Annotated in this window: 24 protein-coding genes and 3 pseudogenes; 10 read left to right on the top strand and 17 right to left on the bottom strand. The window is 56.2% G+C overall.

Going from position 1 to position 25,918, the window contains the following annotated elements; all coding sequences use genetic code 11:
* Window positions 1–23: 23 nt before the first annotated feature.
* The 6 genes and pseudogenes from HMPREF9371_RS12405 to pssA form a co-directional block, all read right to left on the bottom strand.
* Window positions 24–557, bottom strand: coding sequence for a polysaccharide biosynthesis protein (locus HMPREF9371_RS12405; protein WP_156786970.1), 534 nt, complete (start codon window positions 555–557; stop codon window positions 24–26).
* Window positions 558–598: 41 nt separating this feature from the next.
* Window positions 599–1,231 carry a hypothetical protein gene (locus tag HMPREF9371_RS12400; protein WP_156786969.1) on the bottom strand — a complete coding sequence of 211 codons (633 nt, stop codon included), beginning with the start codon at window positions 1,229–1,231 and terminating at the stop codon, window positions 599–601.
* On the bottom strand, window positions 1,228–2,208 hold the full coding sequence (locus HMPREF9371_RS11345) for a polysaccharide pyruvyl transferase family protein (protein ID WP_198003605.1): 981 nt from the start codon (window positions 2,206–2,208) through the stop codon (window positions 1,228–1,230). The genes HMPREF9371_RS12400 and HMPREF9371_RS11345 overlap by 4 nt, the downstream gene beginning before the upstream one ends.
* Window positions 2,209–2,342: 134 nt before the next feature.
* Window positions 2,343–2,964, bottom strand: a pseudogene (locus HMPREF9371_RS02100) (SDR family oxidoreductase).
* A gap of 208 nt (window positions 2,965–3,172) precedes the next feature.
* Entirely contained in the window at window positions 3,173–3,982 is an 810-nt protein-coding gene (locus HMPREF9371_RS02095) for a sulfite exporter TauE/SafE family protein (protein WP_009118188.1), read from the bottom strand.
* A gap of 96 nt (window positions 3,983–4,078) precedes the next feature.
* Window positions 4,079–4,834, bottom strand: coding sequence for a CDP-diacylglycerol--serine O-phosphatidyltransferase (gene pssA / locus HMPREF9371_RS02090; protein WP_009118187.1), 756 nt, complete (start codon window positions 4,832–4,834; stop codon window positions 4,079–4,081).
* 133 nt (window positions 4,835–4,967) lie between these two features.
* Here pssA and HMPREF9371_RS13030 point away from each other — a divergent pair.
* Window positions 4,968–5,158 (top strand): annotated as a pseudogene (locus HMPREF9371_RS13030) (ATP-dependent exonuclease).
* A 72-nt stretch (window positions 5,159–5,230) separates the two neighbouring features.
* Here the strand turns inward: HMPREF9371_RS13030 and HMPREF9371_RS02085 are convergent.
* From HMPREF9371_RS02085 to HMPREF9371_RS02070, 5 genes and pseudogenes are all read right to left on the bottom strand, one after another.
* Window positions 5,231–5,500: an HU family DNA-binding protein gene (locus tag HMPREF9371_RS02085; protein ID WP_009118184.1), complete on the bottom strand. Its 270-nt coding sequence runs from the start codon at window positions 5,498–5,500 to the stop codon at window positions 5,231–5,233.
* Window positions 5,501–5,719: 219 nt separating this feature from the next.
* On the bottom strand, window positions 5,720–8,155 hold the full coding sequence (gene lon, locus HMPREF9371_RS02080; RefSeq protein WP_009118182.1) for an endopeptidase La: 2,436 nt from the start codon (window positions 8,153–8,155) through the stop codon (window positions 5,720–5,722).
* A 113-nt stretch (window positions 8,156–8,268) separates the two neighbouring features.
* Complete coding sequence (gene rfaE1 / locus HMPREF9371_RS02075) at window positions 8,269–9,237, bottom strand: D-glycero-beta-D-manno-heptose-7-phosphate kinase (protein ID WP_050797901.1); 969 nt, start codon at window positions 9,235–9,237, stop codon at window positions 8,269–8,271.
* 190 nt (window positions 9,238–9,427) lie between these two features.
* A pseudogene (locus HMPREF9371_RS13995) lies at window positions 9,428–9,624 on the bottom strand (hypothetical protein); the annotation flags it as partial.
* Window positions 9,625–9,642: 18 nt separating this feature from the next.
* A complete protein-coding gene (locus HMPREF9371_RS02070) occupies window positions 9,643–10,977 on the bottom strand; it encodes a replication-associated recombination protein A (protein ID WP_040659969.1) in 1,335 nt (444 codons plus the stop codon).
* 186 nt (window positions 10,978–11,163) lie between these two features.
* Between HMPREF9371_RS02070 and HMPREF9371_RS02065 the strand changes: the two genes are divergently transcribed.
* From HMPREF9371_RS02065 to HMPREF9371_RS02040, 6 genes are all read left to right on the top strand, one after another.
* The gene (locus HMPREF9371_RS02065) at window positions 11,164–11,427 is read left to right on the top strand and encodes a hypothetical protein (protein WP_040659967.1); all 264 of its coding nucleotides are present in this window, start codon (window positions 11,164–11,166) and stop codon (window positions 11,425–11,427) included.
* A gap of 56 nt (window positions 11,428–11,483) precedes the next feature.
* Window positions 11,484–12,896 (top strand): threonine synthase, encoded by a 1,413-nt coding sequence (thrC, locus tag HMPREF9371_RS02060; RefSeq protein ID WP_009118178.1) that lies wholly within the window; start codon window positions 11,484–11,486, stop codon window positions 12,894–12,896.
* A gap of 173 nt (window positions 12,897–13,069) precedes the next feature.
* Window positions 13,070–14,425: a prephenate-dependent tRNA uridine(34) hydroxylase TrhP gene (gene trhP / locus HMPREF9371_RS02055; RefSeq protein ID WP_040659965.1), complete on the top strand. Its 1,356-nt coding sequence runs from the start codon at window positions 13,070–13,072 to the stop codon at window positions 14,423–14,425.
* Window positions 14,426–14,637: 212 nt separating this feature from the next.
* Window positions 14,638–15,045: a DUF4870 domain-containing protein gene (locus HMPREF9371_RS02050; RefSeq protein ID WP_083813955.1), complete on the top strand. Its 408-nt coding sequence runs from the start codon at window positions 14,638–14,640 to the stop codon at window positions 15,043–15,045.
* Between the two features lie 88 nt (window positions 15,046–15,133).
* The gene (gene mutY, locus HMPREF9371_RS02045; protein WP_040660641.1) at window positions 15,134–16,186 is read left to right on the top strand and encodes an A/G-specific adenine glycosylase; all 1,053 of its coding nucleotides are present in this window, start codon (window positions 15,134–15,136) and stop codon (window positions 16,184–16,186) included.
* A 256-nt stretch (window positions 16,187–16,442) separates the two neighbouring features.
* Window positions 16,443–17,714 carry an O-acetylhomoserine aminocarboxypropyltransferase/cysteine synthase family protein gene (locus HMPREF9371_RS02040; protein WP_040659963.1) on the top strand — a complete coding sequence of 424 codons (1,272 nt, stop codon included), beginning with the start codon at window positions 16,443–16,445 and terminating at the stop codon, window positions 17,712–17,714.
* A 32-nt stretch (window positions 17,715–17,746) separates the two neighbouring features.
* Here the strand turns inward: HMPREF9371_RS02040 and HMPREF9371_RS13025 are convergent, their stop codons facing one another.
* From HMPREF9371_RS13025 to HMPREF9371_RS02020, 5 genes are all read right to left on the bottom strand, one after another.
* Entirely contained in the window at window positions 17,747–17,950 is a 204-nt protein-coding gene (locus tag HMPREF9371_RS13025; RefSeq protein ID WP_232203109.1) for a lipoprotein signal peptidase, read from the bottom strand.
* Window positions 17,943–18,644: an SIMPL domain-containing protein gene (locus HMPREF9371_RS02035; RefSeq protein WP_009118172.1), complete on the bottom strand. Its 702-nt coding sequence runs from the start codon at window positions 18,642–18,644 to the stop codon at window positions 17,943–17,945. Before HMPREF9371_RS02035 ends, HMPREF9371_RS13025 begins: the two co-directional genes overlap by 8 nt.
* 127 nt (window positions 18,645–18,771) lie before the next feature.
* Window positions 18,772–19,500, bottom strand: a complete 729-nt coding sequence (locus tag HMPREF9371_RS02030) for an amino acid ABC transporter ATP-binding protein (protein ID WP_009118171.1) — start codon at window positions 19,498–19,500, stop codon at window positions 18,772–18,774.
* The gene (rsmA, locus tag HMPREF9371_RS02025) at window positions 19,493–20,305 is read right to left on the bottom strand and encodes a 16S rRNA (adenine(1518)-N(6)/adenine(1519)-N(6))-dimethyltransferase RsmA (protein WP_009118170.1); all 813 of its coding nucleotides are present in this window, start codon (window positions 20,303–20,305) and stop codon (window positions 19,493–19,495) included. The genes HMPREF9371_RS02030 and rsmA overlap by 8 nt, the downstream gene beginning before the upstream one ends.
* Before the next feature lie 78 nt (window positions 20,306–20,383).
* Complete coding sequence (locus HMPREF9371_RS02020) at window positions 20,384–20,791, bottom strand: YqaA family protein (protein ID WP_040659961.1); 408 nt, start codon at window positions 20,789–20,791, stop codon at window positions 20,384–20,386.
* 295 nt (window positions 20,792–21,086) lie between these two features.
* Here HMPREF9371_RS02020 and HMPREF9371_RS02015 point away from each other — a divergent pair, with 295 nt between their 5' ends.
* Window positions 21,087–21,926: an SDR family NAD(P)-dependent oxidoreductase gene (locus HMPREF9371_RS02015; protein WP_009118168.1), complete on the top strand. Its 840-nt coding sequence runs from the start codon at window positions 21,087–21,089 to the stop codon at window positions 21,924–21,926.
* A 47-nt stretch (window positions 21,927–21,973) separates the two neighbouring features.
* Here HMPREF9371_RS02015 and HMPREF9371_RS02010 read toward each other — a convergent pair whose 3' ends face one another.
* A complete protein-coding gene (locus HMPREF9371_RS02010) occupies window positions 21,974–22,858 on the bottom strand; it encodes a DMT family transporter (RefSeq protein WP_009118167.1) in 885 nt (294 codons plus the stop codon).
* Window positions 22,859–23,035: 177 nt separating this feature from the next.
* On the opposite strand from HMPREF9371_RS02010, the gene HMPREF9371_RS02005 reads away from it, so the two are divergent.
* Both HMPREF9371_RS02005 and ftsH read left to right on the top strand, forming a co-directional pair.
* On the top strand, window positions 23,036–23,662 hold the full coding sequence (locus HMPREF9371_RS02005) for an RlmE family RNA methyltransferase (RefSeq protein WP_040660637.1): 627 nt from the start codon (window positions 23,036–23,038) through the stop codon (window positions 23,660–23,662).
* Window positions 23,663–23,766: 104 nt separating this feature from the next.
* Window positions 23,767–25,767 carry an ATP-dependent zinc metalloprotease FtsH gene (gene ftsH / locus HMPREF9371_RS02000; RefSeq protein WP_009118164.1) on the top strand — a complete coding sequence of 667 codons (2,001 nt, stop codon included), beginning with the start codon at window positions 23,767–23,769 and terminating at the stop codon, window positions 25,765–25,767.
* Window positions 25,768–25,918: the final 151 nt, after the last annotated feature.

The raw sequence follows: 25,918 nt of genomic DNA, 5'->3' as shown, positions 1-25,918 counted from the left end.
TAATTAATTAAATCGAAATTGCTCTAATCTCCGTCAGCCCCTAGTTTTATTGGATACCGATATAAATAATATACTGAGAAAAAAAGTCTGGTGGTGCTGGCAATCATCAAGCTGATGGCAATACCAAATAAGTTGTATTCTTTAAATATATAAATTGAAATTGAGAAAATAATAATCGAGGATAATTGTCTAATTATTAATGGGATTTGCTTGCCTATAATTATCATATTTTGTGATAAAATCCATGAAAATCCTGAGATCATAGAAGAGATAGCCAGAAAAATTAAGACATCATTTATTTCACTATATTTTGGGCCAAATAGAAAATTAACTGCGTGGCTGCCAAATAATTGAATGGATATTAAAATGATAAGGCAAATAATAATTAGATTAGTTAACAAGGGTTTTGTTTTGTCTAATTTATTCCAAATATTTGAGTAATGATAATTGGCGGCTGATTGAAAAAACTTACCAATAAGTCCATCTAAAGCTAAATAAACAGAGTAAATTCCTAAAATATAGTCGCCTAAGAAAAAAGTGATTAAGTATTTATCCAAATTTATGGTTAATACCCCAAAACATTGGAATAGGTATTGCTTTATCCAAATTTTATAGAAAGATGAGAGCTGAATTTTGTTTTTAATGGCTTTATATTTTTTCCTAAATTTATTAAAAATAATAGACTAAATATTGATAAAATTACATAAGATAAATTTAAATATGTTAGTCCTGTTTTTAGATGGACTGTTCCCAGTGTTAAATGTCCAAAACTAAATAGCATCAGATTGATACAAGGTTGGAGTATAGTTAAGAATTTATAAGCTGTTAATTGCTGATCAATATTAGACTTTTCAATTGTAATTAATGTAAGTGAATATAGAGCGACGCAAAACATTAATGTATTCGAGTACTGACTAATGCTGGTTATAAATAAATGAAAGATAAAGGTAATTGGGAAGGTAATGGCTATGTACCCTAAAATAAATTTAGCCCATCCTTTATATTCGTTATTTTTTATACCTATACCTAAAGCATAACCCACTCCTCCGACTGAGATTGTTGAAATGACAATAATGTTAGTGAGGATGAATTGTAATGCGCCCCTATCTTCAACAGTTAATACCCTAGCTAGGGTAATAGATAGCAATATTGATAGAGCTGAGCTTGCTATTGTTGCCAAAAATAAGCCATATGCATTCTTGTATTTTTTAAGATAACTTAATAAGTTCATATTCTTTTAAATTGGCTAAATCTCACTTTGTTTGTCCATAAGTCAAAATAACCTTTATTTTTTCCATATGAGTTATCGTATACTGTGTTAGGGATGTCTAATAAACAAGATAAAATATGCCCATGTAGGCGAGTGGTAACAACTTCTTGATACTCTGAAAATAATAAGGAGCTATTATGCATTAGCTGTAAGCTTTTATTGTGCCAATATGAATTCATACAGTTTTTGATATTACTCATTTTAAGATGCCGTATTGCTAAGAGAAATTTGAATTGAATGTTCCAAATTGCTTTATCAGAAATGCTAATAGTATCTGGCCAGTCAAGAATAGTAGATTGTGCTCTTTTTGCTACTTGAGTTAGTACAGCTTCTGTATTTGTTTTTTCGATATCTTTTCTTAAAAAGAATAATGTTTCGTTCTTGATGTGATGACTTTTTTTCAGTTTTCCATATAACTGGTGCGCCATATCTGGTGAAAGATAAACATTCTCTGAAAATTTTTCCATTAAGTAAAAAGTAGGCTCATCTCTTGCAAATAGGTGGCAGTCATTATGCTGCCTAAAGATCTCAGCTGAAGACTTTTCGGTTTGTTTATTTTTGAAAAATGCAGTTTGAGGAAAAACAATAATACGATTAGAGGGATAAGTTTGGATGACTGCTTCACGAAGTCGCTGGGTAACAGAGTATAAGTCACCAAAATTTCCTCCTCCGTGGCATAAAATCGTAGTATTGGGAGTGATAATATATCTTAGTTCTTTAATATTAAATGAAGTCCAAGGGCGCCTAAACTTTACCTGAATATTATGCTGCTTAAAAAACTCTTCGGTGCCATGATAAATTAATAAGTCACCAACATTTAAATGGAATGGATAATCTAGATAAACAACATCGTTTTTATCTATAATCAAATCTGCGATAAAATTTAATTTTTGTTTTAATTCTTGCATAGCAGAGCAGGGGGTTGTATTACGTGTCATGATTTTCAAATTTTAGGGTATAAGATTATTGGTTTTTCAGTATGTTCATATCGAATAAATTCAGATGTTTTAAAGCAAGCTGCCAATCTGAAGGCAGATAACCAAGTTGGCGAATTTTCTCGCAACTCAATACACTAGAAAGCATATAGAATAATTTGGGCAAATTCGTAGCCACAAAAATGATAGATCCTGGGTGTAATTTGTGGCTCTTTGGCGAATTGAATCATTAGCTTGGCTAGGTCGCCGGCGTAGGTGGAGCAAGCGATTTTTTCGGTCACTACGGAGATTGTTTCTTGATCGGACTGAGCGATGATGTCTTTCACAAAATTACTGCCGTATTCGGAAAACACCCACGAACTGCGGATGATGATGCTGTCCGGATGGGCGGCTAGGGCCAGTAATTCACTAGCTAATTTAGATTTGGCATAGGAGCTGTTTTTTGCCGTCAAACACATAGTCGCGGGAGATGTGGATAAAGCGGACGTTATGTCTGGCTGCTGCTGCGGCCAAATTACGCATGCCCTCTGCATTGACGGCGAAGACTTTGTCTTTATTGTCTTCGGCTGCTTCAAGGTCGGTATAGCCTGCAGCATTGATGATGACGTCAGGCTCGAAATTCTGCAACATATTATCCACAGCTTGGGCATGGGCGATGTCTAAGGTGGTGGAGTCGGCAGCGATTATTTCCCAGTGTTCGGGCTTTTGCTGTTTTAGGCTCTGGCCGACTTGGCCTTTGGCACCGGTCAATATTCTCACCAATATACCTTTCGGCTGTTGTCAAATAGATTTTAGGACTATCCTAGTTATCTAGGATAGCTCCTTAAAGTGGGTTATTTTTATTTTAGTAGTCTAGCATGACTGCTAATCTACTTCAGCTCCAAATTAATCTAAACCAGCTAATGAAGGGACTAAACAGTTAGGCAATTTATGAGTATGATCCCGTTATGAGTATGATCCCGGTGCTTTATGCCGTCCACCATTTCCACAACATTTGCGAAGCAATCAGCAAAAGCAAAATGCCGAAGGCGGTTTTCAGCGCATCGGGCGGCAGCCTGTGGGCGGTTTTCACGCCCAGTGGGGCAAATAACACCGTGCAGGCGGCCAATACCGCCACCGCAGGCAGATACCAGAAGCCGAATGCGCCTTCCGGCAGACCGGCCACCGACCAGCCCGATACCCAATAGCCGACCGCGCCGGAAACCGCCATCGGCCAAGCCAAACCGCTAGACGTGCCGACGGCCTGATGCGGCGGCACATTGCAATAAAGCATAAACGGCACCGACAGCGAGCCGCCGCCGATGCCCACCCAGCTCGACAATAAACCGAACAGCCCGCCGGTGGCGGCCAGGCCGCCTGTGCCGGGCAGTTGGCGCGACGGCTTGGGCTTGAAGCGCAGCAGGGTTTGTACCGCCACCGCATAGGCAAACACAATGAAGAAAATCTGCAGGCCGCGGGTGGGCAGGTAGGACGATACCGCCGAACCGATCAGGCCGCCGGCCACCATGGCCGGCGCCATGCGTTTGACCACGTCCCAGCGCACCGCGCTTTTACGGTGCTGCGCCAGCGCGCCCGAAAACGTGGTGAACACCATCACGGCAAAAGATGTGCCCAAGGCCAGATGCTGGGCGTGGGCGCCGCCGATCTGCTGCTGATCCAGCAGCCACAGCACAATCGGCACCACCACCATGCCGCCGCCGATGCCCAAAAGGCCGGCCAGAAAGCCGGCCAAAGCCCCCACCGCCATCAGCGGCAGCAATACTTCCATGCTCCACATTGTGTTTTATCCTCAATCTCGCTCATCTCGGGCCGGCAATTGCGCGGCCATAAACAAAGCGGCCGCTGCCGCTTTGTGCTGGGGAGGGTGCGGGTTTCAGGTAGCCCGCCGTTTGGCCCGCCATTCCAGCAGCCACATCACATAGCCTGACAGGCTGTAGGCCAAGAACAGCAGGAACAACACCAGTGAAGGCTCCAAAGCCACCACCAAAAGCGCCGCCACGGCCAGAATCATCACAAAAAACGGCACTTTGCGGCGGACATTGATTTCTTTGAAACTCCAAAACTTGATCTGCACCACCATCGACAAACCGGCAAACAGGGTCACCAGCAGGCACAGCCATTGCACGGCGGGCAGGCGGCCGAAGCTGTGGTCCACCCACACCAGGCCGATCACCAAAGCCGCGGCGGTCGGGCTGGGGATGCCGATAAACCATTTTTTGTCCACTTTGCCGATGAGGGTGTTGAACAGGGCCAGGCGCAGCGCGGCACAGGCGCAATAGACGAAAGCCACCGAATAGCCGATGCGGCCGAATTCGTTCAGTTGCCAGTTGTAGGCGATCAGGGCGGGGGCCACGCCGAAACTCACCATATCGGCCAGGCTGTCGAGCTGTTCGCCGAACGCGCTTTGGCTGTTGGTCCAGCGGGCCACGCGGCCGTCCATGCCGTCGAGCAGCATGGCGATGAAAACGGCGATGGCGGCGGTTTGGTATTGGCCGTGCATGGACTGGGTGATGGCGAAGAAGGCACAAAACAAGGCCGCCAGCGTGAAAGAATTGGGCAGCAGATAAATGCTGTTGTTGCGCAGGGTGTCGCGGCGGGTAGGGCGTGGTTCTGTAGGCGGCAGACTCATGGCATTCTCGCTGGGCAGAAGGAAGACGCACTATATCACAAGGCGGCGGGGCGAAAAACGGCAGGGTTGGGCGCGAGGCCGGGCAATTGCTTGTGTGGGGAGGCGGGAAGCCTTTTCAGGTAGCCTGAGACCTTTGCAAAGCCCCCATCTGCGGCGGCGCATTTCTGCGTTGTGCGTTTATGCCCTATGGGTACTGCTCGCTCGCTTAGCCTTGTAGGTGATACGTCTTTCCCACGGGGATTCCTGGCGTTCACACTCGCTGCGCTGCTACGCCTTGAACTGCATCCACATCTGGGGGTTTTGCAAAGGTCTCAGGCTACCTGAAAGCGGCAAGCAAAAAGACAGGCGGTAGGCCTGTCTTTTCAGATAATGCGGCGTATGTGTGTACCGAATGGTTTACAGGGCATCTTTCAATGCTTTGCCGGCACGGAATTTCGGCGATTTGGCGGCCGGAATGGTCAACTCGGCGCCGGTTTTCGGGTTGCGGCCTTTGCGTTCGGCGCGTTCGCCGACGTAGAAAGTACCGAAGCCCACCAAGGTAACGGTGTCGCCTTGTTTCAGGGCGGCAGTGATGGCATTGGTCATACCGTCCAGCGCTTTACCGGCAGCGGCTTTGGAAATGTCGGCCTCTTTGGCAATTGCTTCAATCAATTCAGACTTGTTCACAATAAGTCCCTTTCTGTTGGAGGAATAATCAACAATATGCCGACTTCAAAGCAGCCGGTGTATTGCACCCTTTAACGGTAGGCGCTTTATATCAAGCTCAAAATCGCCGTGTCAAGCGAATATATAGGGCCGGCGGGCGTTTTACCGCAATTGGCGCCGTGCTTTGCCCTTCCCGCAACAAAAAACCTCCGCCAAAGCGGCGGAGGTTTTCAGGTAGCCTCAATGCTTGGTGGCACGGCTGCCGCCTTTGCCGGTTTCAGGTTCGACCGGTTCTGTGGGAGCCTGCCAAGGCTCGGGTTGGTATTCCAGGCTGAACGACAGCACCTCGTCTATCCAGCGCACGGGATGGATGGCCAGCCCTTCTTTGACGTTGTCGGGGATTTCTTCCAAATCTTTGACATTGTCTTTCGGAATCAGCACATGTTTGATGCCGCCGCGCAGGGCCGCCAGCAGTTTTTCTTTCAGGCCGCCGATGGGCAGCACTTCGCCACGCAGCGTGATTTCGCCGGTCATCGCCACATCGGCGCGCACCGGAATGCCGGTGAGGGCGGAAACCATGGCCAAGGTCATAGCGATGCCCGCGCTGGGGCCGTCTTTCGGCGTGGCGCCTTCCGGCACGTGCACGTGGATGTCGTGTTTTTCGTAGAAATCCGGTGCGATGCCCAGCACTTCGGCGCGCGAGCGTACCACACTCCAAGCAGCGGAAATCGACTCCTGCATCACGTCGCCGAGTTTGCCGGTGCGCACGATATTGCCTTTGCCTTTCAGTGCCGCCGCTTCGATGGTCAGCAGTTCGCCGCCCACCTCGGTCCAGGCCAGGCCGGTCACTTGGCCGATGCGGTTTTCGTTTTCGGCCACGCCGTAGTCGAAACGGCGCACGCCCAGGTAGTCGTTTAAGTTGCTCGCATCCACCACCACGGTTTGGGTTTTGGCGCTGCGTTTGGCGCCGGCGGCTTTTTTGTTTTCCGCCAACACTTGCTTCATCACCACTTTGCGGCAGATTTTGGCGATTTCGCGGTCGAGCGAGCGCACGCCGGCTTCACGGGTGTAGTAGCGGATGATGTCGCGCACCGCGCTTTCCCGAATGTCGATTTCGCCGGTTTTCACGCCGTTGCGCTCGATCTGCTTGGGCACCAGATACTGCATGGCGATGTTGACTTTTTCGTCTTCGGTGTAGCCTGACAGGCGGATGATTTCCATGCGGTCGAGCAGGGCGGGCGGAATATCCATGCTGTTGGAGGTGGCGATGAACATCACGTCGCTGAGGTCGAAATCGACTTCGATGTAGTGGTCGGCGAAAGAATGGTTTTGCTCGGGGTCCAGCACTTCGAGCAGGGCGGCGGCCGGGTCGCCGCGGAAATCGCGGCCGAGCTTGTCGATTTCATCGAGTAGGAACAGCGGGTTTTTTACACCCACTTTGATCATGTTCTGCATGATTTTGCCCGGCATCGAGCCGATATAGGTGCGGCGGTGGCCGCGGATTTCGCTCTCGTCGTGTACGCCGCCCAAAGCCATGCGCACATATTTGCGGCCGGTGGCTTTGGCAATCGACTGACCGAGCGAGGTTTTGCCGACACCGGGCGGGCCGACCAGGCAGAGAATCGGGCCTTTGAGCTTGTTCATGCGTTTTTGCACGGCCAAGTATTCCAAAATCCGCTCTTTCACTTTTTCCAGGCCGTAGTGGTCGGCGTTCAGCACCAAATCGGCCTTGGCAATGTCTTTGCTGACCTTGCTTTTCTTGCGCCACGGCAGCTCGATCAGGGTGTCGATGTAGTTGCGCACCACGGTGGATTCGGCCGACATCGGCGGCATCATGCCGAGCTTTTTGTATTCGGCCAGTGCTTTCTCTTCGGCCTCTTTGCTCATGCCGGCTTCGCGGATTTGCCGTTCCAGCTTTTCCAGCTCTTCGCGCTCGTCGCCTTCGCCCAATTCTTTTTGAATGGCTTTGACCTGCTCGTTGAGATAGTAATCGCGCTGCGATTTTTCCATTTGGCGTTTCACGCGGCCGCGGATGCGTTTTTCCACCTGCAGGATGTCCAGCTCGGCTTCCAGCTGGCCCAACAGGTGTTCCATGCGCTCGGCCACGCCGACGATTTCCAGAATTTCCTGACGCTGCTCCAGCTTCAGCTGCAGATGGGCGGCGATGGTGTCCACCAGGCGGCTGTTGTCGGCAATGCCGTGAATGGTGCCCACCATTTCGGCGGGGATTTTTTTGTTCAGTTTGCTGAACTGGTCGAACTGGGCCAGCAGGGTGCGGCGCAATGCTTCGTAATCGCTGCCGCTGCCGTCTTCGTCTGCCAGCGCTTTGACGGCTACCTGAAAATAGTCGCCGTCTGCTTGGATGTCCACCACTTCGGCGCGCTGGGTGCCTTCTACCAGCACTTTCACGGTGCCGTCGGGCAGTTTCAGCACCTGCAGCACATTGGCCAGCGTGCCGATGCGGTACAAATCGTCGGCGCTGGGGTCTTCGTTATTGGGGTTTTTCTGCGCCAGCAGGAAAACCGGCTCGTCTTTTTCCATAGCGGCGTCCAAAGCCGCAATCGATTTGGCGCGACCGACAAACAGCGGCAGCACCATATGCGGGTACACCACCACATCGCGCAGGGGCAGCATGGGCAGGTGGAAAAAATCACGGTTTGTGTGGGTGTCAGCCATGATGGTCTCGATTCTTACATTCGGTCTAACTCAGGATGTGCGCCATTTGGGGACGCAGTGCAGCATTTCAAGGCCGCGCCGGCGAATAAAAAGCGGCTCAAAAGCCGCCTGAGTCAGCCGTTTTCCTCCCGGGCCAAAGCCTGCAGCAGCTCGTTGTGCTGGCAGACGGCGGTGCCGAGCTTGGCCACCACCACGCCGGCGGCGGCATTGGCCAGGTGCATGGCCTGCTGCAAATCCAAGCCGGCGGCCAGCCCCAAGCCCATGGTGGCGATGACGGTGTCGCCGGCGCCGGAAACGTCGTACACCTCCTGGGCGCGGGTGGCCTGGTGGCTGATGTGGCCGGCTTCAAACAGGCTCATGCCTTCTTCGCTGCGGGTGAGCAGCAGGGCCTGCAATTGCAGGTGGCGGCGCAGGGTCTGCGCTTTGTCGGACAACTCTTCTTCGCTGCGCCAGCTGCCGGCGACTTCACGCAATTCGCTGCGGTTGGGCGTGAGCAGGGTGGCGCCGGCGTATTTTTCGTAGTCGTCGCCCTTGGGGTCGATCAGCACCGGTTTGCCGGCGCGGCGGGCGCAGTCGATCATATCCGCCACCCGGTTCAGGCTGCCTTTGCCGTAATCGGAGAGGATAACCGCATCGTAGTCGGGCAGCAGGCTGCGGAAACGGTCGCGCACATTGTCCACCGTGCTGCAGGCAGGGATTTCTTCAAAATCGAGGCGGATCAATTGCTGGTTGCGCGCCATGACGCGCAGCTTGACGGTGGTGGCGATGCCGGCGTCGCGCTGCAGATGGCAATCCACGCCGTCGGCCTGCATCAGTTTCGCCAGTTGGTCGGCGGCTTCGTCATCGCCGGTAATCGACACCAAGGCGGCTTGCCCGCCCAAGGCGGCGATGTTGCGCGCCACGTTGGCCGCGCCGCCGGCGCGTTGGTCGATGCGGCCGATTTTGGCCACCGGCACCGGTGCTTCGGGGGAAATACGGGAAACGTCGCCGAACCAATAACGGTCGAGCATGACGTCGCCAGCCACCAGTACACGGGCTTGGCGGAACAGTTCGGTGAGGCGGTCGGGCAGGGGGTGGGACATGGCGGTTTCCTGTGGCATGGGGCGGTTTATGGTAGGGGAAATGGCCGGGGCGGGCAAGGCGGCTTTCAGGTGGCCTCGCAGTGTGGGCGGGCGGTAAGGGAAGCTGGTTTGCTTTGTCGGCAGCCCGTTTGGCAGATAAGGTAAATGGTGGCGCAGGAGCAGGCCGCTCAAGGGCTACCTGAAAAGCGGTTTGAGATCTTTGCAAAACCTCGAGATGTAGATGCAGTTCAAGGCGTAGCAGCGCAGCGAGTGTGAACGCCAGGAATCCCCGTAGGACAGACATATCATATAGATAGGCAAGCGAGCGTAGATAGGCAAGCGAGCGAGCAGCACCCATAGGGCATAAACGCACAACGCAGAAATGCGCCGCAGATGGGGGGTTTGCAAAGGTCTCGGTTTGGGTTTTCAGGTAGCCTGTTTGGGCGCGGCGAGGTCGGTTTCTACTGCCGCTTCGTCCAGCGTTTTCAGCCAGGCCAGTTTTTCGGCGATTTTGATTTCGAGGCCGCGCGGCACCGGTTGGTAGAAATCGGGTTCGGCCATGCCCTCGGGCATATAGCTTTCGCCGGCGGCATAGGCATGCGGCTCGTCGTGGGCGTAGCGGTACTCGCGCCCGTAGCCGAGGTTTTTCATCAGTTCGGTGGGGGCGTTGCGCAGGTGCACCGGCACTTCGGCGCTGCCGTTTTCCTGCACGAAGCGGCGCATTTGTTTGAAGGCGAGGTAGCCGGCGTTGGATTTGGCGGCCGAGGCCAGATAGAGCACGGTTTGCGCCAAGGCCAGTTCGCCTTCGGGGCTGCCCAGGCGTTCGTAGGTGGCGGCGGCATCGGTGGCTACCTGAAAGGCGCGCGGGTCGGCCAGGCCGATGTCTTCCCAAGCCATTTGAATCAGGCGGCGCGCCAGATAGCGCGGGTCGGCGCCGCCGTCGAGCATGCGGCAAAACCAATACAGGGCGGCGTTGGGGTGGGAGCCGCGCACCGATTTGTGTAGGGCGGAAATCTGGTTGTAAAAGCTGTCGCCGCCTTTGTCGAAACGGCGGATCTGGCTGCCGAGGCTGTCGGCGAGAAAGGCTTCGTCGATCAGGGCGGTGTGCCGGGTTTGGGCGGCGCGGATCAGCTGCTCGAGCAGGTTGAGCAGGCGGCGGGCGTCGCCATCGGCGGTTTGCACCAGCAGTGTTTCGGCTGCGGGCGACAGCGCCACGCCGGCATACTCGGGCAGGGCGAATACTTTGGCGCACAGGCGGCGCAAGTCGTGTTCATCCAGCGCGGTCAGGGTATATACCTGGGCGCGGCTGAGCAGGGCGGGGTTGACTTCAAAAGACGGGTTTTCGGTGGTGGCGCCGATAAAGGTGAACAGGCCGCTTTCCACATAAGGCAGAAAGGCGTCTTGCTGCGATTTGTTGAAGCGGTGCACTTCATCAACAAACAAAATGGTGCTGCGGCCCTGTTGCAGGGCGATTTCGGCTTTGTTTACCGCCTCGCGGATGTCTTTGACGCCGGAAAATACGGCGGACACGGGCAGAAACTGGGCGTTGAAGCTTTGCGCCATAATCCGCGCCAACGTGGTTTTGCCCACGCCCGGCGGCCCCCACAGCAGCATGGAGTGCGGCTTGCCGCTTTGCACGGCGGTGTGCAGCGGTTTGCCTTCGCCGATGAGGTGTTGCTGGCCGATGACATCATCCAGGCTTTGCGGACGCAGGCGCTCGGCCAGCGGGGCGTCGGGTTGGCGGGTAAACAGGTCTTGCATGACTGAGGCTGTGGGGTGAAAGGGAAGGGCGATTATACTGGTTTCAGGTAGCCTGCAAGCCATTTTCTGCTTGTCTGCCGTCCTGTTTCTCAAGGATAATGCCGCCTTTTGTTTGAGCGGACGGCGGCGCTTGCCCAAGCGGCCTTCCGGCTCTGAGTGTTCTATATTTTTTGCAGGAGTGCGATGATGAAGTCGGTTTACTTGGCGGCGGTGTTGGCTGTGTGTTTGGGCGGGTGTGTCAATACGCCGGCGGCCGCGCCCGCAGCGGCTCCGTCTGCTGCTGCTCCGACGCCGCCCACCCGCATGACGCCCGATCAGCAGCAGTCTTTCCGCGCTCGCTGCGAAAGCCGGGGCGGCCAAATCGACTGGCTGGAATCGCGGGTGGAAAGCGGCATTTACCATATGGGTTGCCGTCTGCCCAACGGCCGGGCCTACGGTTTCAGCGGCTGAAGGCTACCTGAAAGCCTGTGTTTGTCTCTTAATTGAAATCAATCCGAAAGCGCGACATGAAATACATCAGTACCCGCGGCCAAACCGCCGCCAAACCGTTTAGCGAAGTGTTGTTGATGGGCCTGGCTCCGGACGGCGGTCTGATGTTGCCGGAAAGCTATCCGCAAATCGACGAGGTTACCCTGCACCGCTGGCGCAGCCTGAGCTATCCCGATTTGGCTTTTGAAATCATGAGCCGGTTTATCGACGATATCCCCGCCGACGATTTGAAAGACATCATCCGCCGCACCTACACCGCAGAGACATTCGGCAGCGCCGACATCACGCCGGTGCGCACCTTGGGCGACGGCATCAAAATCCAAGCCCTCTCCAACGGCCCCACGCTGGCTTTCAAAGACATGGCGATGCAGTTTTTGGGCAACGCTTTCGAATATGTGCTCAAGCGCGAAAACCGCGAGTTGAATATTGTCGGCGCCACCAGCGGCGACACCGGCTCGGCCGCCGAATACGCCCTGCGCGGCAAGCGCGGCATCCATGTGTTCATGCTGTCGCCCGAAGGCAAAATGAGCCCCTTCCAACGCGCGCAGATGTACAGCCTGCAAGACGAAAACATCCACAATATCGCAGTCGAAGGCATGTTTGACGACTGCCAAGACATCGTGAAAGCGCTGCAAAACGATGCCGCCTTCAAAGCGCAATACCACATCGGCACGGTGAACAGCATCAACTGGGGCCGCATCGTGGCGCAGGTGGTGTATTACTTCGCCGGCTATTTCCGCGCCACCGCCACCAATGAGCAAAAGGTGAGCTTCTGCGTGCCCAGCGGCAATTTCGGCAACGTCTGTGCCGGCCACATCGCCCGCATGATGGGCCTGCCCATCCACCGCCTGATCGTGGCCACCAATGAAAACGACGTGCTGGACGAGTTTTTCAAAACCGGCCGCTACCGCCCGCGCAGCGCAGCGGATACCTTCGTGACCTCCAGCCCATCGATGGACATTTCCAAAGCCTCCAACTTCGAGCGTTTTGTATTCGACCTGATGCAGCGCGACGGCGGCAAAGTGCAGGCGCTGTGGGCGCAGGTAGAGGGCGGACAAGGCTTCGATTTGGCCGGCGAGCTGCCGCGCATCCACGAAGGCTTCGGTTTCGTATCCGGCAAAAGCAGCCATGCCGACCGCCTGAACACCATCCGCCGCGTGTTTGCCGAAGACGGCGAGTGGATCGACCCGCACACCGCCGATGCGGTAAAAGTGGCGCACGAAGTGCGCGAAGCGGGCGAAACCGTGGTGTGCTTGGAAACCGCTTTGGCCGCCAAGTTTGCCGACACCATTGCCGAGGCTGCCGGCGAAGCCGTGGAAGTGCCGCGGCCGGCCGCCTTGGCCGGCTTGGAAGACCTGCCTCAGCGCGTGACCGTGCTGCCCAACGATGCGGAAGCGGTCAAACAGCTGATTCGCGAAGCACTGGGTTAAACCCTGTTTCCCCACCGTTACCCAGCTTTCAGGTAGCCCGCGCCAAGCGGCAGGCTACCTGAAAGCCTTTTCACTTCTAGCAGTTGTGCCCGTTTTTCTGCTATAACACGTCTGATGCCGGCCTGCTGTTTTCAGACCGTCCCCATAATGATTCACACCGAAGCACCCACACCATGAAATCACCCGAACTCCTTCTCCCCGCCGGCGGCCTCGAGCGCATGCGCGCCGCCTTCGATTACGGCGCCGATGCCGTGTATGCCGGCAGCCCGCGCTATTCCCTGCGCGCCCGCAACAACGAATTTGCCAAACTGCCGGTGCTGGAGCAGGGCATTGCCGAAGCGCATGCGCGCGGTAAAAAATTCTTCCTTACCGTCAATACGCTGCCACACAACAGCAAGCTGAAAACCTTTATGGCCGATATGGAGCCGCTGGTCGCCATGCAGCCCGACGCGCTGATTATGGCCGATCCCGGCCTGATCATGCAGGTGCGTGAACGTTGGCCGGACATGCCGATTCACCTTTCCGTGCAGGCCAACACCACCAACTATTGGGGCGTGCAGTTTTGGCAGAAAATCGGCGTGGAGCGGATTATCCTCTCGCGCGAATTGAGCATGGAAGAAATCGCCGAAATCCGCCAACAATGCCCGGACATCGAATTGGAAGTGTTTGTACACGGCGCTTTGTGCATCGCCTATTCCGGCCGCTGCCTGCTTTCCGGTTACTTCAACCACCGCGACCCCAACCAAGGCACCTGCACCAACGCCTGCCGCTGGGATTATAAAGTGCACGACGCCGAAGCCGACGAAATGGGCGATGCCCGTTTGTTGCAAGGCTTTAATTTCAACCAAGCGCAAGAAGAAGCCAATGCCGCGTTTGAAGGCATCAACGGTCAGGTGCGCCACCCCGAAGCCAATAAAGTATTCCTGATCGAAGAAGCCAACCGCCCGGGCGAGCTGATGCCGATTATGGAAGACGAGCACGGCACCTACATCATGAATTCCAAAGACCTGCGCGCCATCGAGCAGGTGGCCAAACTGGCCGAAATCGGCGTGGACAGCCTCAAGGTGGAAGGCCGCACCAAGTCGGTGTATTACGTTGCCCGCGTAGCGCAGGCCTACCGCAAAGCGATTGACGACGCGGTGGCCGGCAAACCGTTTGACTACAGCTTGCTGGCCGAACTCGAGGGCTTGGCCAACCGCGGCTACACCTCGGGCTTTTTGGAGCGCCATCAAACCCAGGAATACCAAAACTATCTGGCCGGCCACTCGCTGGCCAAACAAAGCCAGTTTGTCGGCCAGATTACCGGCATCGATGCCGACGGCTGGGCCACGGTGGAAGTGAAAAACCGCTTTGCCGTGGGCGATACGCTGGAAATCATCCACCCGCAAGGCAACCAAACGCTGGTGTTGGCGGCGATGACCCGCAAAGGCGAGGCGGTGGAGGCCGCGCCGGGCAACGGCATCCAGGTGAAGATTCCGAATATGCAGGGCAAAGACAAGGCCTTGATTGCGCGGATTATGAACCCCTAAGGGCTTTCAGGTAGCCTGTAATGCCGCATGGGCAGCCGATAAATCATGCAGATTCAGCCATCTGTTTTACGATGGCACGCTATGGAATCAATATTCGGAAAAAACCGCTGCTCTGTCGCTGCGATGCAGCAATTGTGATATAAACAGCCTCGCCTGTGCAGCAGAAGGCCAGTATGATGGTTTGATAAAGATGATTGATTAAGGAGCTGAAAATGTCTGAATACGAACAAAATTCCCAAGTCGAAAACCATGTGCCAGCGGCGGTACAGCCAGTCGAGCCGCCGGCGCCGGCAGTGTCGGACGATGATTTGAATTTGGCCATGTTGTCCCATTTGCTGGGCATTGTGCTCGGCTTTCTGCCCAGCTTGATTATTTGGCTGATGAACAAAGACAAAGCCGACAAGGCGTTTGTGAATGACCAAGCCAAAGAAGCGCTGAATTTTCAGATTACCGTGATCATCGGCTATGTGGCCGGCTCGATTTTGTCGGCGGTGCTGATCGGCTTTTTGGTGATTTTCTTGGTGGTGGTGGCCAATTTTGTGCTGTGCATTGTTGCCGCACTGGCGGCCAAAAAAGGCGAAGCCTATCGCTATCCGTTTACCCTGCGCTTGTTGAAATAAGCCCGCACTTGCTCTTAAGACAGCAAGCGTTTTCAGGTAGCCTAAAGGCTACCTGAAAGTTTTTGTTGCCAATGATTTGTCCGATATGATGCCTGATGCTTTTTCCCCGCAAGATTTTGCTGAACGCCTGATTGCCTGGCAGCGGCAGCATGGCCGCCACGATCTGCCCTGGCAGGTACGCGATCCTTATGCGGTGTGGCTGTCGGAGATTATGCTGCAACAAACCCAAGTGGCCACGGTGCGGGATTACTACCCCCGTTTTTTGGCCGCTTTCCCGACGGTGCAGGACTTGGCGGCGGCGGAAGAAGATGCGGTGCTGGCCCTGTGGGCGGGCTTGGGCTATTACAGCCGTGCGCGCAATCTGCATGCGGCGGCCAAGCAGGTGGTGGCGCAGTTCGGCGGCGTGTTTCCCGATACCCGCGAGGATTTGGAAAGCTTAAAAGGGGTGGGCCGCAGTACGGCGGCGGCGATTGCGGCTTTTGCTTTCGGCCGGCGCGAAACCATACTCGACGGCAATGTGAAACGGGTGTTGTGCCGCGTATTCGCTCTCGACGGCAATCCTGCCGACAAGCGGTTCGAGCGGCAGCTGTGGGATTTGGCTGAGAACCTGTTGCCGCAGGCCGCGGAGGATATGCCGGCCTACATTCAGGGGCTGATGGATTTGGGCGCCACCGTGTGCAAACGCAGCAAACCGCTATGCGGGCCATGCCCGATGGCGCAACATTGTCTGGCCAAAGCGCAGGACCGGATCGGCGAACTGCCGCGCAAAAAAACGGCCGCCACCGTTAAAAGCGTGGCTGTGTATTGGCTGGTGCTGCGGAACAAAGCCGGTGAAATCTGGTTGGAAAAACGCCCGGCCGGTGGTATTTGGGGCGGCTTGCATTGCGTGCCCTGTTTCGAGCGCTTGGCGGATCTGTATGCCTACGCCGCCGCTTTCGGCGTGGCAGCCGAAGCCGTCGAGGAAGATGCCCCGCTTACCCACCGTTTAACCCACCGCCTGCTGCTGATTACCCCGCTGCGGGCGGAGACAGGTTGCCTGACGGGAGGCGGTCAGCCTGGTATCTGGGCGCAAAAAAACGGCTTCGGCTTGCCGAAGCCTTTAGCGGCTTATTTGGATACCAAGCCGTTCTCGCAGAGATAATCAGCAAGGCCTGCAGGCTGAGACCTTGGCAATATTTTCGTTTAGCCTTGGATGCGATCTGCTTGTCGCACGGGGCTGGCGTTTACACTTACTGCGCTGCTATATCATGATCTGTATCCACATCAAGCGGTTCCAGCTCTTATTTTGCCGATAGAGTGCAGGTGAATCGGTTTTTCTGTGGGATTGAATACAAGAGCCGGATATAATGATAAGACTGAATAGTCCTATTTATTTTCATGTTATGGAGACATTATTCGTGAAACTCGAAACCCAAGCCATTCACGCCGGCTATCAGCCCGATCCCACCACCAAAGCCGCTGCGGTGCCGATTTACCAAACCACCAGCTACGCCTTCGACAACACCCAACACGGCGCCGATTTGTTTAACCTCAACGTGGCCGGCAACATCTACACCCGCATCATGAACCCCACCACCGCCGTTTTGGAAGCGCGGTTGGCGGCCTTGGAAGGCGGCATCGCCGCCTTGTGTGTGGCCAGCGGCATGGCGGCGATTACTTATGCCATCCAAACCATCGCCGAAGCGGGCGACAACATCATCGCCACCAAAACCCTTTACGGCGGCACCTTCAACCTGTTTGCCCACACCCTGCCCAAACAAGGCATCGAAGTGCGCTTTATCGACCCCGCCAAGCCCGAAGACATCGCCGCCCACACCGACGCGCGCACCAAGCTGGTTTACTGCGAAAGCATCGGCAACCCCGCCATCAACGTGGTGGACATCCGCGCCTTTGCCGAAGCCGCCCACGCGCAAGGCCTGCCTTTGGTGGTGGACAACACCGTCGCCTCGCCCGCCTTGTGCCGCCCGATTGAGCTGGGTGCCGACATCGTGGTGGAGTCGCTGACCAAATACATCGGCGGCCACGGCACCAGCATCGGCGGCGCGATTATCGACGGCGGTAAATTCGACTGGACTCAAGGCGAGCGCTTCAAAGTGCTGACTACGCCCGATGTGTCTTACCACGGCGTGAATTACAGCGAACACTTCGGCTCCGCTGCCTACATCGCCCGCGCCCGTGTGGTGCCGCTGCGCAACACCGGCGCCGCCATCAGCCCGATGAACGTCTTCTTAATCCTGCAAGGCCTCGAAACCCTGGCGCTGCGCATGGAACGCCACAGCGACAACGCGCTGAAAGTGGCCGAGTTCCTGCAAAACCATCCGCAAGTGGCTTGGGTAAATTATCCCGGCCTTTCAGGTAGCCCCTATAAGGCCCTGATTGAGCGCGACTTTGCCGGCAAAGCCTCCGGCCTGCTCAGCTTCGGCATCAAAGGCGGCATCGAAGCCGGCGGCAAGTTTATCGACGCGCTGCAACTGTTTACCCGCCTGGTCAACATCGGCGACGCCAAATCGCTGGCCACCCACCCGGCCAGCACCACCCACCGCCAGCTGAACGCCGAAGAGCTGAAAGCCGCCGGCGTCAGCGAAGACATGGTGCGCCTGTCTATCGGCATTGAGCACATCGACGACTTGCTGGCCGATTTGGAACAGGCTTTGGCCGCCGCCCGATAAACATTCCTTGCATTGAGCATCAAACCCCGCTGTCAGGCTACCTGAAAGCGGGGTTTTCGGTTTGGAGAACGGCGGTCAGCCTGAGGCCTTTGCAAAACCCCCAGATGTGGATGCAGTTCAAGGCGTAGCAGCGCAGCGAGCGAAGACATATCACATAGATAGGCAAGCGAGCGAGCAGCGCACAACGCAGAAATGCGCCGCAGATGGAGGTTTTGCAAAGGTCTCAGCCTATTGATACTGCACCCGGCCGCTGGCGGTTTGGCTGACGGTGGTCAGCCCCGGGGTATCGAAAGCCTGCTCGGGAGCGGGAGGCGTGGCGGCGGCATAAGCCATGTCTTGCGCACGGTAGGCTCGGCTGCCGGCCTGCATGGTTTGCACCAAGTCCACCTCCACCACTTTGTAGCCGCTGCCGCCCATGGTTTGGCTGAGGGCTTGTGCCCGCTCTTGAAAGCGGCGCAGGGCTTCGGTGCTCAGGGTTTCGACAATCCGTTGGCGGGTAGCCGGTTTGAGTGAAAAGCTAACATTATCCACCACCGCTTCGCCGCTGCTTTGCGCCAGCAGCTTGCCTAAGGCTTGGAAGTCGGCACCGGACACGCTCAGTACGGCTTCGTCCTGCCAGATGCGCTGATTGCGGCCGTTTTGCCCGCTTTCGCTGCCGGGATAGGCGGAGCGGTATTGGAGTTGGCTTTCGATGCCGCTGAGTGTGCGCAGGCGGCTTTGCAGGATATTCAGTTTGCGGGTGGTGCCGGCCGCGGCTTGGGCGGCATCGGCATGACGGGTTTGCACCCGCAGGCGTAAGGTCATCCAGTCGTTGGGCACGTCGCGGCTGACGGTTTCGCTGAAGCGTAAGATTTGGTAGTGAAGCGGTTCGGCTGCGGCGGGCAGGCTGAGAACGGCGGAGAGGAGGAGTAGGATGGCGGTTTTCTTCATAAGGTTCTCCTTGGGCGGAAGCAGTCGGAATGGGAAACAGGCTACCTGAAAACAGCCGGTTTCGCAAAAGATTGCTTGGCCGTTTTCAGGTAGCCTGTGTTCATTTCAGGGGAAGCGTTCAGCTGTTTTAGTGCGTCATCACCTGATTGAGGAATTGGCGGGCGCGCTCGCTTTGCGGATTGGTAAAGAAGGTGTCGGGGTCGGCCATTTCCACAATCTGGCCGTGATCCACGAAAATCACGCGGTCGGCTACTTCGCGGGCGAAGCCCATTTCGTGGGTGACGCACATCATGGTCATGCCGCTCATGGCCAAGTCTTTCATTACTTTCAACACTTCGCCCACCATCTCGGGGTCGAGCGCGGAGGTGGGTTCGTCAAACAGCATCACATTTGGCTCCATTGCCAAGCCGCGGGCAATGGCCACGCGCTGCTGCTGGCCGCCGGAAAGCTGGCCGGGCATGGCGTCTTTTTTGTGTGCCAAGCCCACGCGTTCCAGCAGTTCCAGGGCTTTTTTCTCGGCCTGTTCGCGCGATTGTTTTTTCACTTTGATCGGGGAGAGCATGATGTTTTCCAGCACGCTCAGGTGGGGATAGAGGTTGAAGTGTTGGAACACAAAGCCCACTTCGGCGCGCACCTTGTTCAGATCGGTTTTGGGGTCGGCCACATTGATGCCGTCCACCCAGATTTCGCCTTCCTGAATGCGCTCGAGCTGGTTGACGGTGCGGATAAGGGTGGATTTGCCGCTGCCCGACGGGCCGCAGACCACCACCACTTCGCCTTTGTTGATTTCGAGATTCACGCCGTTGATGACGTGCAGGTCTTTAAACCATTTGTGTACGTTTTTGAATTTAATCATCTGTTTGCTCCTCTGTGATTGGTTTTGGCTTTATGTTTTGGCAGAGGTGGTTGCTGAGGGCCACATACTGCCGGGGAGGGATGTGCTCGGCCCGCTGCTGCGGATCGATGCCGACGGCGGCGAAATCGGCTTCGCCGGCCAAGTCTTTCAGATTATTGCGTATGGTTTTGCGGCGCTGGTGGAACGCCTGCTTAACCAGCTGCGCGAAATGGGCGAAATCTTGCGCTTCGCCGAGGCGGTGGCGCAGCGGAATCATGCGCACCACGGCGGAATCCACTTTCGGCGCCGGCACAAACGCCTCGGGCGGCACTTCAAACAGCATTTCCATGTCGAAGAAATACTGCAGCATCACGCTGAGGCGGCCGTAGTCGTTGCTGCCGGGCCCGGCCACCATGCGCTCCACCACTTCTTTCTGCAGCATAAAGTGCATGTCTTGCACTTCTTCCGCCACTTCGCTCAAGCGGAACAGCAGCGGGGTGGAAATATTGTAGGGCAGGTTGCCGACGATTTTTTTGCGGCCGGGCACGCTTTGGAAATCGAATTGCAGCACGTCGCCTTCGTGAATCACCAATTTGCCGGCAAAAGGCAGGGTTTTCAGGCGGGCGATGATGTCGCGGTCGATCTCGCACACATGCAGGGTGTTCAGCCTCGCGGCCAGAGGCTCGGTAATGGCCGCCAAGCCGGGGCCGATTTCGATGACGGTGTCGTCCGGCTGCGGCCGCACGGCTTCCACGATGTCGCGGATGATGCGGGTGTCTTGCAGAAAATTCTGCCCGAAGCGTTTGCGGGCTTTGTGTTCTTTCATGTGTAGCAGAATGACGGGAGGCCGACTCAAATGCGGCGGATTGTAACAGATTCACCGATGCTGTGAAGCCCGCTTGCGTCAGGAAAACAGCTGCCAGCCGCCGATCAGGAAAGCATAGCGCAAGCCTTTGCCGATCAGCAGCATCAGGGCGCACAGCCAGGCGTTCATTCTCAACCAGCCCGCCGCCACCGGCAGGGCATCGCCGATAAAAGGCACCCAGGCCAGCAGCAGGCAGACGCTGCCGTAGCGTTTCAGGTAGCCTGCCGCATAGCCGGGGTGCTGCTTGGGCGGCAGCAGACGGCCGAGGGCGTACGACACCAGGCTGCCGGCGGTATTGGCTGCGGTGGCTACACCCCAAGCGGCGAGGGCAAGATCGGCCCGGCCGTGCACCACCGCCAGCAAGGCGGCTTCGGACGTGCCGGGCAACAGGGTGGCAGAAGTCAAGGCGGAGAAGGCCAAGCCGGTAAGCAGCCAGAAGGTATCCATATAAAGGGCAATGTTCAACGGCAGGCTGAGACCTTTGCAAAACCCCCAGATGTGGATGCAGTTCAAGGCGTAGCAGCGCAGCGAACGTGAACGCCAGGAATCCCCGTGGGACAGACATATCATCTAGATAGGCAAGCGAGCGAGCAGCGCACAACGCAGAAATGCGACGCAGATGGGGGTTTTGCAAAGGTCTCAGGCTACCTGAAAACAGAAGGCAGCGGGTAGATTGGGGCGTGATGGCAGCGGCATACGCGCGGCATTATAATACGCGGCTTCTGAAAGATAAGGACGCATCATGAAATCCGTATTGATCACCGGCTGCTCCAGCGGCATCGGTTTGGATACCGCCCTGCAGATGAAGGCGCGGGGTTGGCGGGTGTTCGCTTCCTGCCGTCAGGAGGCGGATGTGCGCCGTTTGCAGGCGCAGGGCTTGGAAACTCTGCTGCTGGATGTGGACGACAGCGCGCAGATTGCCGCTGCGTTTGCCGCCGTGACCGAGCAGACCGGCGGCACTTTGGATGCCTTGTTCTGCAATGCCGGCTACGGCCAGACGGGCGCGGTGGAAGATGTGCCGCGCCAAGCCTTGCGCGCCCAGTTTGAGACCAATGTGTTCGGCACTTGGGAGTGCATTGCCGAGGCGATGAAGCTGTTCCGCCGGCAGGGGCACGGGCGGATTGTGGTGAACAGCAGCATTCTGGGTTTTGCCGCCATGCCTTGGCGCGGGGCGTATAACAGCACCAAGTTTGCTTTGGAAGGTATGTGCGACACGCTGCGCCACGAAACGGCCGGCAGCGGCATTGAGGTGGTGCTGGTGGAGCCCGGGCCGGTGGCCACCCGTTTCCGTCCCAATGCTTTGGCGAAATTCCGCCAATACATCGATATGGAAGGCAGCGTACACCGCGAGGCTTATCAGGCCCAGCTCAACCGTTTGCAGCAGGAAGGCGATGCGGCGCCGTTTACCGTGTCTTCCGCCGCCTGTGCCGCGGTGTGCGTGACCGCGCTGACGGCGCCGAAGCCGCGCCGCCGTTATTTGGTGACGGTGCCGACGGTGTTGTTTTGGTATCTGAAACGGATTTTGCCCACCGCCGTGCTCGACCGCTTGCTGCGCGGTGCGGTGAAGGGGCAGGGCAAGTAGCCGGCAGCGTTGGCTGCAGATGGGGGTTTTGCAAAGGTCTCAGGCTTTCAGGTAGCCTGTTTGCCGAAAGCGGAGCCCAAATAAATGGCGGCCAAGGTTAAGGCCGCGCCGGCCCATTGCCAGCCATCAATCGCTTTGCCGAGCACCCAGGCGTCAATCAGCAGGGCGGCCACCGGTTCGGACAGCAGCAGCAGGCCGGTGAGCGCCAGCGAGAGTTTCGGAATCGCATGGGCAATCAAGCCCCAAGCCAGGCATTGCATCACTGCGCCGTAAATCAGAACCAGGCCGATGTCGCGCGCCTGAGAGGGATAAAGCCGGCCTTGGTCGAACCACCAGGCCGGCAGCAGCATGGCCGCCATGCCGCCGAGGCTCACCAGCAGCATTAGCGGCAGCAGGGGCGTGGGTTCGGCTTCATGGGTTTTGCGTACAAACGTCATCGAAGCGGCCAGCATGCTGCCGGAAACAATGCCGCTGATCAGGCCCCAAGCCGCGTGTTGGTTGCGCCCGAATTCGGGGCTGGCAATCAGGGCCACGCCCGCCACGGCCAGCAGCAGGCTGAACAGTTGCAGCCGGCTTTGCCGCTCGCCGAACCACACAAAGCCGATGGCGGCCAAAAAGAAAATCTGCAGGCTGTTGAGCAGGGTGGCGATGCCGGGGCCCACCGCATAAATGCTTTCGTGCCACAAAGCCAAATCCACGCCCAAAAACGTGCCCGACAACAGAGCAAACACGCGGGCGCGGCGGTTGGCCGGCAGCCGACGCCCTTGCAGCCGCAGCAGTAGATAAAACACCACCGCGGCCACCGCCAGCCGCCAAAAGGCGATGGCATATGCCCCCACCGGCACGGCGGCCACAATCAGGCTGCCGAGGCCGAAAATAATGCAGCCGGCAATCAGGCCGAATGCGGCGGGGCGGGTGGAATAAGCGTTCATGGCATCAGCGATTCAAACAGGGCGTGTCGTCACAAAAAGGCGCCAAGGCTACCTGAAAGCCCTGCCGCGGTAAAGCGTTGCTATGGGCGCCTTTGAATTTGAAAATGCCCGTGCCCGCCTGCGCCATTTATAGGCTACAATGCCGCCTGTTTTGAATCCGCGACAATGCAGGCAGTGATGGCGGTGCGTTCCAAATCTTCCAAAGCGTGGCTGCACGAGCACGTGAACGATCCTTATGTGCATCAGGCGCAGAAAGACGGCTACCGTGCACGTGCTGCATACAAGCTATTGGAAATCAATGAAAAAGACAAATTAATCAAGCCGGGCACGGTGGTGGCCGACTTGGGCAGCGCCCCGGGCAGCTGGTCGCAGGTGGCGGCCAAGCTGGCCGGCAAAAAAGGGCGCGTGTTCGCTTTGGACATTCTGCCGATGGAGCCGGTGGAGGGCGTATCGTTTATTCAGGGCGACTTCCGTGAAGATGCGGTGTTGGCCGAATTGGAAGCCTTGTTGGACGGGCGCAGTTTGGATCTTGTAATTTGCGATATGGCACCCAATATGTCGGGCCACGCAGTCAGCGATCAGGCGCGCAGCTATCACTTGTGCGAGTTGGCCTTGGACTTTGCCGCCAACCATCTGAAGCCCGGCGGCCATCTGCTGGTGAAGGTGTTTCAGGGCGCGGGTTATCAGGAATATGTGCAGGCCATGCGCGAAGTATTCGCCCAAGTGCAGGTGCGCAAGCCCAAGGCCTCGCGCGATCGCTCCAGCGAAACCTATTTGTTGGGGCGCAACAAACTCGGGGAATAATCCAGGCTACCTGAAAACAAGCCATGCGGGTTTTCAGGTAGCCCAAACTTAACCCCACCCTGTATTTATTCTGTTCCACTTTACATCAATAGGAGCTTGTTACCGTGCGTAACACCGTAAGAACGCTTTTGGTCTGGCTGGTTTTGGCCGGGGTTATTTTCGCCTCGGCCCAAGCCTTGTTGGGCGAGAAGGAAAACAAACAGCAAATCAACTACTCGCAGTTTATCCAGCAGGTAAACAAAGGCGAAATCAGCAGCGTGCACATCGAAGGTTCGGTGGTGACCGGCTATGTGATCAAAGGCGAGCGCACCGACAAAACCCAGTTCTTCACCAACGCCCCGCTGGACGACAAGCTGATCGAAACCCTGTTGGGCAAAAACGTGGACGTAAAGGTAATCCCCGAAGAGAAACCCAGTATGCTGGGCAGCCTCTTTTTCAGCCTCTTGCCCGTGCTGCTGCTGATTGCCGCCTGGTTTTATTTCATGCGCATGCAGGCTGGCGGCGGCGGTAAAGGCGGTGCCTTCTCCTTCGGCAAAAGCCGCGCCAAGCTGTTGGACAAAGATGCCAATAAAGTCACGTTTTCCGATGTGGCCGGCTGCGACGAAGCCAAAGAAGAAGTGCAGGAAATCGTGGATTACCTGAAAGCGCCCAACCGCTACCAAAGCCTGGGCGGACGTGTGCCGCGCGGCATTTTGCTGGCCGGCAGCCCCGGTACCGGCAAAACCCTGCTCGCCAAAGCGATTGCCGGCGAAGCAGGCGTGCCCTTCTTCAGCATCTCCGGTTCCGACTTCGTGGAAATGTTTGTCGGCGTGGGCGCTTCCCGCGTGCGCGATATGTTTGAGCAAGCCAAGAAAAACGCCCCCTGCATCATCTTCATCGACGAAATCGACGCTGTCGGCCGCCAGCGCGGCGCCGGCTTGGGCGGCGGCAACGACGAACGCGAACAAACCCTCAACCAGCTGTTGGTGGAAATGGACGGCTTTGAAAGCAACCAAACCGTGATTGTGATTGCCGCCACCAACCGCCCCGATGTGCTCGATCCCGCTTTGCAGCGCCCCGGCCGTTTCGACCGCCAGGTGGTGGTGCCGCTGCCTGATATCCGTGGTCGCGAACAGATTTTGAAGGTGCACGCCAAAAAAGTACCGCTGGATGCTTCCGTGGATTTGGTGTCTTTGGCGCGCGGCACGCCCGGTTTCTCCGGTGCCGATTTGGCCAACTTGGTCAACGAAGCAGCGCTGTTTGCCGGCCGCCGCAACAAAACCAAAGTCGATCAGAGCGACTTTGAAGACGCCAAAGACAAAATCTATATGGGCCCCGAGCGCCGCAGCATGGTGATGCATGAAGACGAAAAACGCGCCACCGCCTACCACGAATCCGGCCACGCCATCGTGGCGGAAAGCCTGGAAGGCACCGATCCGGTGCACAAAGTCACCATCATGCCGCGCGGCCGAGCCTTGGGCCTGACCTGGCAGCTGCCGGAGCGTGACCGCATCAGCATGTATAAAGACCAGATGCTGAACCAGATTTCGATTCTGTACGGCGGCCGGATTGCCGAAGACATTTATGTCGGCCGCATTTCCACCGGCGCTTCCAACGATTTCGAGCGCGCCACCCAAATCGCCCGCGAAATGGTCACCCGCTACGGCATGAGTGACAAAATGGGTGCCATGGTGTATGCCGAAAACGAGGGCGAAGTGTTCCTCGGCCGCAGCATTACCCGCTCGCAGCATATTTCGGAAAAAACCCAGCAGGAAGTGGATGCCGAAGTACGCCGCATTCTCGATGAGCAATATGCGGTGGCCTACAAAATCTTGGACGAAAACCGCGACAAGATGGAAACCATGTGCCGGGCATTGATGGAGTGGGAAACCATAGACCGCGACCAAGTGCTGGAAATCATGGCCGGCAAACAGCCCAGCCCGCCGAAAGACTACAGCCACAACATCCGCAAAGAAGACAGCGAAACCGGCAAATCTGCCGAAACGCCCGCCGTGCCCACACAAGAACAGGAAAACGCTGCCCAGCCGGTTGAAGCGGCGCCCGCTGCAGAAACCCCCGTAGCCGGAAAGCCGCACAACACCGAACAGGACAAACGCGAACCCTAAGGGCTTTTTCCTGATCATGAAAAGGCTACCTGAAACCTTATTAGCTCCGCAGTTCCTGCACAGTAAAAAGGTTCAGGTAGCCTTTTTCATGTTTGTTGAAGGGGCTGATGGTTGTTGCTTAGCGATCTGGATTGAGTAATTTAGATTAGAG

This window comes from Neisseria shayeganii 871 (assembly GCF_000226875.1).
Taxonomy (GTDB): domain Bacteria; phylum Pseudomonadota; class Gammaproteobacteria; order Burkholderiales; family Neisseriaceae; genus Eikenella; species Eikenella shayeganii.
This window is presented reverse-complemented; position numbering and strand designations above follow the sequence as displayed.